Here is a 7,957-nt window from a genome sequence, read left to right as displayed (position 1 = left end):
GTCTTAATCTCCTCGAAGTTATTACTGATGCTTTAGAAGGTAATGTCTCTGTTTTCCTTTCCTCTATTACTACTAGCTAGGCAGTTACGAATTTTAAAGAAAACAAACTATCCCAATTTGGTGTCAATGTTTCATTGCTTCCACATTTTATAGGACATGGCAAAAGGTTTAAATAGATTTTGATCACAATGAAAATTCTCAATTAAAAAATTCAAAATGTTACATTTTCATTTTGAATTTTTAATCTTATTCCACTTCATTAAAAAGATGTTCCTCTAACAGAGGTTGCACTTGGCGAAACTCCTCTGGAGAGAGTAATTCAGGTTCACCTGTTTTTGTTATCCGTGCAAAAAACAACAGGGGATCGAGGGGTGTATAAATTGCATACTCCTGATCTTCATCATAGAAGCTAGCGAGTAGCTGTAATTGTTCTGGCTCTAAATCTGCCTCTTCGTCTTCGATTTCTAAGGTAAAGAGTTCTGATTCTTCAACTGGCGGTAAATCACCTGCAACAGTCAAAGCGTATGCTGTGTTTTTCAGTATCAGGTTCTGCTCAGATAGTACAGCTTGGGCATTAGCAAAAATTTTATCAATGGTAGTGTCATCTTCTACCAGAACCGCTTCTTCTTCCTCACCGTCACCTTCCCAATAAAAAATTTCTACAGGTGAGTCTACAGGAAGAAGCAAAACGTATTCTTGTCCATCTACCTCCAGGGAATGCTCTATGTAACATTCGAGCGATCGCCCTTTTTCATCGGTTAAAGTGATGGAACCCGCATGAGCGTTATCATTTTCTTCAGGGAATTGAGAGGAAAACATAGCCGAAATGTAGAAATTTAATAAATACCAGCAACTTGGAAAATCGCTTAACTATATTAATCACATATTTTGTCAATCAAATAGCTTTATACGTAGATACAACTGCTGGCTAATCGTTTTCAGAATATCATGTTAAAAGGTATCAATACTCAATAGCCGCCAGTGAACTGCGGGATTTAGCACGCTTAACATCTAGCCATTGTTGTAAAATCAAAGCGGCTGCCTTGCGGTCAATTAAACCTTTATGGCGTGACGGGGAGCGGTTCTCAGCTATCAGCAGTTGCTCTGCTTGAAATGAAGTTAATCGCTCATCCACATATTCCACAGGCAGTTTCAGTGCTCTAGCAAGTTTTGTAGTAAATTTCTGAACTTGACGTGCCTGAAATCCTATTGAGCCATCCATCGAATAAGGTAAGCCCATAACTAGGATTTGCACCTCACGTTCATTAACTATTTGCCGGATTTGCTCGACATCCTGCTCAAAAGATGTACGCTCAATTGTAGTGATCCCCGTGGCAATTAAACCCGTGCGATCGCACCCTGCTACTCCAATCCGCTTGCGACCGAAATCTAGTCCCAACGCTGAAATAAACGATTTTGGTTGCTCTTGGGATATCACACTAATTCTCCTGCTGCGCATCTGCTGATTCAGGAATCGGCGATGCTTCCATGCTAGGGTTTTTTACCGGAAAGTTAATCGTTTCTGACTTGCTTGGCAGTGGTTTCTCCGACGATGGCAGCTTTGGTGGTTGTATCCATGACATCCCGCCTGGTATCGGTTTACGGGACGGTTGTAAACCTTGCAGCATATCAGTCCACTGAATTCCTTCTAAGGAGACAAATTTAGACTCCCGTAGCTTGTGCCACACAGATCGAGACATAACTAGTGTGTGTTCTATGCGTTTTGCTCCAATTCGTTCCAAATACTCTTCTCGCTCTGCCTGATAGTCTGAGGAAGCTAGTTGTAACCCTTGCTGGGGAAAATCTTGAGCAATCCGAGCCAGTTGAGATAGTAACTCTGGATACAGCCAGGTGTAAGCAGGATGAACTGTCAGCGTTGCCACGTGGGGAACTTCACCCTTACGGTCAAGTTGCACCTGAAAATAGCCGATCGCAGCTTTGCGTTGGGGTTCAAATACGTAACCACTCACTACTTCCATTTTGGTCAGCCATTGCTTCACTGCATCAGTTAAAGCGCCGAACAAACTGGTTTTAAAGTCGCGGGTATTGCGGTCAAAAACCTGACGTACTAGAGGTGGCATAGATGCCGTATCTAGTTGATATAGCAATTGGGCATCAGCATTACTCACTGGCAACAGGTTGGGCAAGTCTGGCTCTGCTTGTGCCAATTCAACCAGTAATTCTGGCCCAATTTCCCAGTATGTCATTTCTGCCAGACGCTGAAATCCATTTTGTCGATATAGTGCCAGCGCCTCGATGTCGTTGATATTGACTTCCAGTAGCCAAGTGCGAGCTTCCAAAATCGATTCAAAGCAATGACGCAAAAGTTGCGAGCCAATTCCTTGTTTATCGACACCACGATCCAACAGCACTTGATCAATTCGCCAAGTGCTACGTGTCCGGTTAAACGGTGACACTTGAATCATCCCTACAAGCATCCGCCCTTGCTCTGCTACATAGGCACAGAGGCGATACTGTAGCGGGTTAGGAAACCAACTCAAAAATTTGAGTAATCCATACCAGCGACGCAGCCTTTGCATCTGGCTTATAGCAAAACCTTCTCTTTGGGGAGTATGGGCTGCGAATGACTCTTGAGTTATGCGCTCAATCCCGTCCAGATCCCGGTATTGGACTGGTCGGATAACAACGCTGAGGTTTCGGGGAAGTAATGAAGTCATTTTAATTCGAGCCGCCATTCAGCCTTAACTAACTGCTCTTCAAAGGAACTGCTGCAATAATATTAACTAGTTTCTGCCCCTTACTATTGCGCCAAAAGGGTGATTTTAGTAACTTAATACTTAAAAAAGCAGAAATAGCAGACCTTGTGAGAACACCATTGGCATTGACCCAACAAGATCTGCCTTTATTTTATTTGAATTTTGATTAAAATTTGTATATATTTACAGCCCTTGTCGAGAAACTAGCTTTTCAAAGTGGGCTTGGGTTTGATGGAGTAATTGCTGGCGACTATCTACCAGTGTTTGCTTCAGGGTTGGAACAAGATTGCGAGCTTGCAGAGTCATATGAAGTTGCAGGTTGGCGACATATTCACTGAAATCTTGATTCACTTCATCTGCGCCCGCATCCGTTAATAAATTTGATTCCATTGCCACTGTATTCTCCTATGTTAATCCTGTGCTGTCTCTCTTCAATAACCAAAAACTATCACGTTGTTTGGACTAACTTATGAATTTGCAATGAAGTTTAACGCTTTTTAGGGATAGCGATCGCTCTAGGGTTTTCATCTGCCCATTAAAATCTCAAACCAACACCACCTTGTACGGCGATCGCTGTACCACCGCTGTCACGGTAGGCATCAAAAGCAATGATGGCGTTGCCAAAAAGGACAGTATTGCTATTTGGGATCATATAATCAATGCCCGGTTGTAAAGCAAAGCTAATTTTGTCCCCCACAGGAGAAGAACCACCACCACCAGCCAATACTAACCCAGCACCCAGATAGGCATCAGCCTGCCAGTTAAGGGGGAAATCGTAAGAAACCGTTGGTACAACTGCCGTATTATTACCAATTAACACTTGGGCACGGAGGGAAATTGGCGCTTCCAAAAGCTTGTAGCGTCCCGCTATAACCCCCCCGAATTGGATACCATCAGTAAAACCAATACTAGGGCCTATACCGATATAACTGCCATAGGCTACCTGAGCTTGCGCTGGTTTAGTACTCGCCAGACTCAAGACCAAGCCAGCCCCTAAAACTGAAACCAAATATGGAATATACTTCATAACCGAACTCCTCACACCATTTTGTTATTGGGCATTGGGCAATTTAATTTTGGATTTTGGATTGACGATAGCGCCACGGAGAGCGAGTCCGTGAGCGTTTTTTGGATTAAACTTCAATCTAAAATCCAAAATCTAAAATTTAAAATTCTTGCTCCCCTGCTCCCCTGCCCCCTCCATTCTACGGGCAACGGGGATGAATGCCTCCTTGAGTACAAATGTACGCTAATTGCTTAGCATCTAAATTTTTGGCTTGAGAAAAATCAACGCCTTGGACTACGGCAGATACTGAGCCTAAATCTGGAGTTTGGACAAATTGATCTGCTGGATCTTGTTTACTAGGAGCGAGAATTGCCCCCTTAAAATCTGCTCCTGCCACATTTGCCCCCCGTAAATCTGCAAGACTCAGATCGGCATTTTGCAAGTTGACGTTTTCCATCTGGGCAGAGCGCAAAACAGCACCAGCCAGACGTGTGGCGCTCAGGTTAGCATTACTGAGATTAGCACGATCCAAATAGGCTCCTGATAAATCTGCCCCTTGCCAATCAGTGTTAGTTAAGTTGGCAAAGGATAATTGTGTTCCGATGGCAGTGACGCGACCTAAACGCGCAGCGTACAGATTGGCTTCGTTCAATTTAGCGTCGCCTAAATCTGCTCCAGTCAAGCTGGCTTTTTCCAAAACTGCGTTTCGCAGATCGGCTCCTACTAATTGGGTGCTGTTGAGTTTAGCATCAAATAGACGCGCGTTGGATAAGTTGGCTCTGTTGAGAGTGGCGCGGCTCAAATCGATCCGATTCATCAAGACGCGACTGAGGTTAGCATCAGTAAGATTGGCTTGCTGCAACTGAGCTTGGCTTAAATCAGCCATTACATCGTCGTAGGTATCCCAGCGTCTATCCTCACCCGCACTCCGGAAGCGGCTACCCTTCAAACTGGCTTGGTTAAGATTTGCAGATTTTAACTTAACTCCTGATAAATCAACGTTGTCTAATACCAAGTTGAAGAAGGAACTTCCTGGAGTACCGCTTTGACCTAATTGGGTGCTACTAAGGTCAATGCCCTCGATTTTACCGCTGTAAACAGAGAGAATCTTGTTGATCGTCCGCTGGTTTCTTTGTAGCCGCCCTTGCCGTAATTCCCGCTCTTGGGTTGCAGTACTACCCACAGACTCCAGTTTCCCCACCAAAAACAGATTCTTATTTTTTAGTTCCGGGATGGCTTTGGGCCCGACAGTTGTCAAAGCTTGTTGAATCGTATCCACGAGGCTGGGGTTGGTTTCGCTAACTAAAAGATCCGCCAGAAATTTAATGGACTGTGGGTCATTAAGACCACCCATAGCCAGAATTGCACTTTGGCGTTGGTCGTTAGTCGCCCCAGAGTTGGGACTCAATTGTTTGACGAGTTCGAGGAACTGTTGGCTGTTGATTTGCTTAGTTGCTCGCTGGGATTGTTGAATTTGGATATAGACTTGAGTGCCGATTAAAGTTGCCAACACAGCAGTCATGCTTGTAAGCCCTACCCCAAACAAAGTCAGATTAGGATTTTGCTGTATCTGCCGCCATAGATTAGGTGACTGGTTAGTTTGGGCTGCTGCTAATTCCTCATTTCCCTCTTGCAATTCTTCTGCTTGATCATTACCGCTAGCAGACTGAGCTTGTCTGTTGTTAGCTAAGAGTGAGGATGGCAAGGGGCGAGCCGCATCTATTGTATAAGTGCCTGCAAGTTGATCATGTAGTGCGCGACGCCCCCGGCGCGATGGTAAGCCGATCCCTTCACCCACAATCATTAACAAAGACAAAAATGTGAATAATCCTAAATTAGGAAAAGCAAAGCTGTAGCGCCACAGCAGATAGGCGATGGAAATAGGTACAGTCCAACGCCCAACTCCTTCTCTAATTACAACTGCCCCCAATCCGGGTGACTTGCCTTGCTCGTTGACAACCCGCACTTTTAACCAACGTTTCGGAATTGTGCTACCAGTCTTAGCCAGTAAATACAATTGCCACCACGAGAGAGTTACAGGCGCTAACAGGGCGATTGTCCACAAAATATTAGTCGGCCATGCTACGTTAGGGATGCCATAGCTCACAGGCAGAGCCAAGGGTCTAGCGATCGCTCTTTCGGTGACTACCAGTATGGGGTTAAGCGGCACTCGATTAAAATCGCTTCTAGAATTGGCATAGACACCAATGCCGAAGGGAATCAACCCACTGGTAACTACTAGTGTGATTTCAGCCGCCCAAGCAGCAAAACGCCTACTTGCTAGTAACAGCGAATTGGCTCTTTCCGGTTTTTTTGACTGACCAGATTGATTACTTTTGTTGACAATTGGTGTCGTCATCGCATAATTCCCTTTGACATTATTTCTACGCCGCGATCGGCACAATTAAAATAGACTAAGCTAATCAGCAAGAACAAAAGCATATTGAAATAGAATTTAGGAGTCATAAGTCAGAAGCCTTTTGTATTCTGGCTCCTGACTCTCATAACTCTAGGCAGAGTGCAAAGGAAATGCATATCAACATCAATTATTGCTTACCTTGAAAGCTACTAGACGCAAAAAATTTGTATCCAACATACACTAACACTGCCAAAAATGCCAGACTAATTACAGATGCAACTAGTTTAAACACTGCTTGCAGCATCGCCAAGCCTACTAGCACCGTCACACCTGAAACTACTAGCTTTTTCGCTCCAGATAAGCTGTTGAACCAAATCTGAAATCGCTCCAGTTGCAAGTTCAAGTTGGCAAAAACAGACTGACGGATCTGTTTTTGTTCTTGTGGTTGGGGAACCACTTTAGGCGAAGAATTAATCTCTGCCTCTAGCTTATCGAGGCGACGCTGCAAGTCTTCTTCTCTTTGAGGATTCATCAATTTTTTCTACCTCAGCTAAGTCACTTATTCGACAGCAAACCAATCAAATTGTATTTTTAGTGCTTGTCTTAGTGATTTTAGCTAATGTCTGTGTGTGCAATGCCTTTCTGACGGGTAAAAATTATGATGATTTATGGAAGATTAACGTGTTACGGATTGAAGTGCGAAATGTCCCGTGAAATCTTTTAGTGCAAAAGCGCCACAAAACATAGATAATTTGCACGATTGATAGTCTCTACACCCATCAATCTTCACAAACAATCCTTAAATGAATGGTATTGCTTTATACGACAGTTTTGGGAACCAAGACGGATTGCTGTCGTCTATTAAATCAGACTATATAACATTGCTCTAGAAAAAATCTGGAGCATTAATTAAAATGAAAACGCTTAGGCTACTTACAATTGTTCCCACAGCTTTGGCGATGAGTTTAGTTTTCACTGAGGCTAATTTGGCACAGACACCTACAATCCAAATTAATCGGAATCTCCAATCAGATCCATTGATTTTGAAGGGAAAGTCTGGGGGAACAGTCAAAAGTAATTGTGGCAATATTACCACTGAACCTAGTCAAGTGATCCAGGTTACAGAGTCCCTACCTTATTTGCGATTAACAGTCGAAAGTCAAGGCAAGCCAACGCTGTTGCTCAACGGGCCTGGAGGGCGCTTTTGTGTAATGGCAGATAGTTACTCAGGAGGCAAGTCAGAAGTTTCTGGTTACTGGCAGGCAGGAAAATACTCGCTGTATGTGGGCGAATTATCCAAGCAACAGTATAGCTACACCCTCTCAATTTCACAACAAACAAAATAAATAATCATTTGACCAGTGAGCAATAACCCTTGACTAATCTTCTAGTGATTGGGCTGGAACTTCGACAGCAGTGACATCAATTGTGCCTTCTGGTGCGAAGCGCTGGAAATGACTATTTTGTACTAACAGCGACTCTCCACAGTTAGGACATTGCAACTGACTGTTATTTAAACCTGTAAATTCATATTCACAGACGGGACACTGGTCAGCAACCAAGTTGCGTTGCAGCCACCAACGAAAGCCAAAAAAAGCCACAATGGGTGCTAACAACAGCAACCCGAAAATAATTAGTAATGAATTAACCAACCAACCCAAGCCCACTGATGCCAACAACCAAATAACTGCTAGTAGGGTGAGCCAAGGGCGGAGATTTAAAAGATTGAATTGAAATGACTTAAAGCTCATTTTTTAAATGTCGTCCTGCTATACAAAACTTGTATCCCCTCAATACTTCGGGGTAGAAAATTATTCTGGCATCCACGACCCACCAAATAGATTAGAAGAAGATTTCTCCTGAATAATGGTTGCT

At 43.6% G+C, this 7,957-nt stretch carries 9 protein-coding genes; 1 reads left to right on the top strand and 8 read right to left on the bottom strand.

The features are described 5' to 3' along the window. Window positions 1-246 precede the first annotated feature (246 nt). The 7 genes from V7K21_RS24625 to V7K21_RS24595 form a co-directional block, all read right to left on the bottom strand. Window positions 247-819 (bottom strand): DUF3727 domain-containing protein, encoded by a 573-nt coding sequence (locus V7K21_RS24625; RefSeq protein WP_335177879.1) that lies wholly within the window; start codon window positions 817-819, stop codon window positions 247-249. Between the two features lie 142 nt (window positions 820-961). Further along, a complete protein-coding gene (gene ruvX / locus V7K21_RS24620) occupies window positions 962-1,459 on the bottom strand; it encodes a Holliday junction resolvase RuvX (RefSeq protein ID WP_335177877.1) in 498 nt (165 codons plus the stop codon). Next, window positions 1,440-2,696 carry a GNAT family N-acetyltransferase gene (locus V7K21_RS24615; RefSeq protein WP_335177875.1) on the bottom strand — a complete coding sequence of 419 codons (1,257 nt, stop codon included), beginning with the start codon at window positions 2,694-2,696 and terminating at the stop codon, window positions 1,440-1,442. The genes ruvX and V7K21_RS24615 overlap by 20 nt, the downstream gene beginning before the upstream one ends. A 204-nt stretch (window positions 2,697-2,900) precedes the next feature. Further along, on the bottom strand, window positions 2,901-3,107 hold the full coding sequence (locus tag V7K21_RS24610; RefSeq protein ID WP_273769525.1) for a hypothetical protein: 207 nt from the start codon (window positions 3,105-3,107) through the stop codon (window positions 2,901-2,903). Window positions 3,108-3,252: 145 nt separating this feature from the next. Then, window positions 3,253-3,744, bottom strand: a complete 492-nt coding sequence (locus tag V7K21_RS24605; protein ID WP_334722779.1) for a hypothetical protein — start codon at window positions 3,742-3,744, stop codon at window positions 3,253-3,255. A gap of 178 nt (window positions 3,745-3,922) precedes the next feature. Then, entirely contained in the window at window positions 3,923-6,082 is a 2,160-nt protein-coding gene (locus V7K21_RS24600) for a pentapeptide repeat-containing protein (protein ID WP_335177872.1), read from the bottom strand. Window positions 6,083-6,269: 187 nt separating this feature from the next. Next, on the bottom strand, window positions 6,270-6,614 hold the full coding sequence (locus V7K21_RS24595) for a hypothetical protein (RefSeq protein WP_298918411.1): 345 nt from the start codon (window positions 6,612-6,614) through the stop codon (window positions 6,270-6,272). 382 nt (window positions 6,615-6,996) lie between these two features. Between V7K21_RS24595 and V7K21_RS24590 the strand changes: the two genes are divergently transcribed. Beyond that, window positions 6,997-7,428, top strand: coding sequence for a hypothetical protein (locus tag V7K21_RS24590; protein WP_335177870.1), 432 nt, complete (start codon window positions 6,997-6,999; stop codon window positions 7,426-7,428). A 33-nt stretch (window positions 7,429-7,461) separates the two neighbouring features. Here V7K21_RS24590 and V7K21_RS24585 read toward each other — a convergent pair whose 3' ends face one another. Next, on the bottom strand, window positions 7,462-7,833 hold the full coding sequence (locus tag V7K21_RS24585) for a hypothetical protein (RefSeq protein WP_335177868.1): 372 nt from the start codon (window positions 7,831-7,833) through the stop codon (window positions 7,462-7,464). Window positions 7,834-7,957: the final 124 nt, after the last annotated feature.

Origin of the sequence: Nostoc sp., from assembly GCF_036919595.1 — a bacterium.
Classification (GTDB): Bacteria; Cyanobacteriota; Cyanobacteriia; order Cyanobacteriales; family Nostocaceae; genus Nostoc.
This window is presented reverse-complemented; position numbering and strand designations above follow the sequence as displayed.